This window comes from Nostoc flagelliforme FACHB-838 (assembly GCF_014698065.1).
GTDB lineage: Bacteria > Cyanobacteriota > Cyanobacteriia > Cyanobacteriales > Nostocaceae > Nostoc > Nostoc flagelliforme_B.
The window spans coordinates 1-2,463 of sequence record NZ_JACJSI010000622.1; the positions used below are offsets into that span (position 1 = coordinate 1).

The window sequence follows — 2,463 nt, forward strand, 5'->3', positions numbered from 1 at the left end:
TCAAATTGCTACGGTATGCTTTAGTCATTTGCTCACAAGGTGCTGGTTTCTACAAATCTCAGCATAAGCTTTGTGAGCTTTCTTACAACATTACCCTACTTTTAAAACATCCTCTTAGATTCGATTGTCACCGACCCAGCGATTGAGTCGAAGAATCTTGGTTCTGATACGCGCAGTCAATTACAGCAAAAAATGCAAGAGATCCGCATCAAGTTGTTAGATGAACAACGCAATTTACAACAGCTAGTGACTGACGACGTGGGCTTATCGAAAGCTACCGTGATGTCGTTCAAGTTCAGGTAAAAAACAGTCTTGGGCGAAGGTGCATCGCTCAAGACTAAATACCTTAAACGAAAAATGCATATACACCTCAAAAAGAATACCGCACTTTTACTATAGGGACAAAATTCTCATGTCGCATTTCTCAACAGTTAAAACTAAACTTGCTAACCGTGAATGTCTTATTTTTGCACTCACGGATCTAAACCTATCACCACAAGTTCATGAAGAAGCGCAGCCACTAAAAGGATACTACGGTGGCTCTCAAGGACAAAGCGCTGAAATTCTCGTATCTGGTCGCACCATAAAAGCCCGTGCAGACATCGGGTTCAAATGGAATCAGTCAAGCGGCGTGTACGACGTAATACACGACAGTTATGAAACAGTTCCGAAGCTGGGCAAAGACTTTTTCAGTAATAAACTAATGCTGGCTTATGGTAAGCATTTGGTTCGTGTCAAAGCTGCCGAGTTACAAGAGCAGTTTGGGGAATGTGCGATCGCAGAATCAACTAGCGGAAGTGTGCAAACCCTACGCCTAACCTTTGCCGGACATCAAGAAGTTAAACAATTTGCACGGAGATAATTATGGAACGCTCAATACTGATTCATTTTGACAATGCTACAGGTGAAGTTCGAGTGGAAGCGGAGGGGTTCGAGGGTTTGAGTTGTTTATCGGCTACGCAACCCTTTGAAGAAGCACTTGGAGTTGTCAACGAGAGCGATCGCATTTTCAAGGACGAATCAGCACCACAGCTTCGGACTACCCAAAGCAGTCAAACACGTTTACGTCAGTAAAAAATGGGGGATTAAACCCCCCCAAAAACATCATGAGTGAATTAGCTAAAGAATACCCTTTTATCCACATTTACGCCCAGCAAAAACCACGCCAGCCCGTGATCATCAAAGCGAATACTGAAGGGTTGTGTGTGCTGTTGAATGCCATAGTAACAGCAATCGCCTATCAAGAGAACAACGGTACAGCAGAAGTTTTCGACGGCGATGCCGAAGTTTATGAGGTAGTCGTGAAAGTGGTCAACACTCATGACGAGTTATTTCCAGTTCCTTATGAGATTGAAAAACAATGAACCTCTCAAATCTTCTCTCCACGCTCGATTCACAAATCCCCATCGCTGCGGTTGATGTCCTATCTCCTGATGAAGCGACGATTATTCAATGGTTAACTGCTGAAGCTAACAATAAGCTTTCATGTCCAGTGTTCTTCTGGAATCTGGGAGTATCAACCTTGGAGCAATGTTTAATTGCAGCAGATGGGGGATTAGTGTTTAAACCAGTTGCAGAGTATAAGAAACCACAACATGCTGACCCATTGTTATATGTGTTTGATTACCAATACCTTTGCCAAAATAAGAGCCTACAAAAATTTTGGCAAAAACAGCAAAATAACTCATACATAAGGGTTTAGCTTCCAAGGCAGCTTGGAAGCTCAAACCCTTGATACTACGGGCAATACGTTAAAAAATGCTTGAGGGGAACCTTGAAGGAATTTTTAGGACTTATTGTTTTTGCCAAACCTTTGAAAACAGGATGTTAATACATCAACTCAGCCTCGTAAATTGGCGAAGGTATTGATTACATTGCGAATTTTAGCGGAAATGGTGTATTTATCCTCGGAGATATCCACCCCTTTATTGCTAAGAATTCACCCCAATTGAGTTGGGAGATTTTATCCAAAGTTAAAAACCTTTACCACAGGTTAAAACCCACAGATAAACGCATTGTCTTGTTGGGTCAGAATATACAATTACACGAATCACTAGTCAGATTGATTCCTTATTGTGAAGTCCCTTTACCTAGTATTGACCAAATACTTGAGCATATTACTTCTTATTTGCATGACTTACAACAGTCTGCTATTGAACAGGAATTGACTTTTACTGTAACGCTAGAAAATGCTGAATTTGAAACTCTTTCTCGTGCTGCCCTGGGATTAACCCTGGAGGAGATTAGCGACTTCCTTCGGTTAACAGTCAAAGAAAACTTAACTAATGATGGTGTCGTCGTTGGCGCTGATTTTATCCCCAAAGCCGTCGAGTACAAAACTCGGCTACTGTCTCAAATGGGTATCGAGTTGGGTAAGCCAGCCAGCATACCCTTCGGCGGTTTGGATCTACTGCGCGAGTGGTTAAATCGTCGCCGCCGTCTGTTTACACAAGAGGCACGAAG

At 42.3% G+C, this 2,463-nt stretch carries 4 protein-coding genes and 1 pseudogene; all 5 read left to right on the plus strand.

Features of this window, described 5'->3' with window-relative positions:
* Window positions 1–412 precede the first annotated feature (412 nt).
* Entirely contained in the window at window positions 413–862 is a 450-nt protein-coding gene (locus tag H6G97_RS49800) for a DUF1257 domain-containing protein (protein ID WP_190947617.1), read from the plus strand.
* 2 nt (window positions 863–864) lie between these two features.
* On the plus strand, window positions 865–1,074 hold the full coding sequence (locus H6G97_RS49805; protein ID WP_190947618.1) for a DUF2997 domain-containing protein: 210 nt from the start codon (window positions 865–867) through the stop codon (window positions 1,072–1,074).
* A 32-nt stretch (window positions 1,075–1,106) separates the two neighbouring features.
* Entirely contained in the window at window positions 1,107–1,364 is a 258-nt protein-coding gene (locus tag H6G97_RS49810; protein WP_190947619.1) for a hypothetical protein, read from the plus strand.
* Window positions 1,361–1,702, plus strand: coding sequence for a hypothetical protein (locus H6G97_RS49815; RefSeq protein WP_422394293.1), 342 nt, complete (start codon window positions 1,361–1,363; stop codon window positions 1,700–1,702). The genes H6G97_RS49810 and H6G97_RS49815 overlap by 4 nt, the downstream gene beginning before the upstream one ends.
* Before the next feature lie 165 nt (window positions 1,703–1,867).
* Window positions 1,868–2,463 (plus strand): annotated as a pseudogene (locus H6G97_RS49820) (AAA family ATPase); the annotation flags it as partial.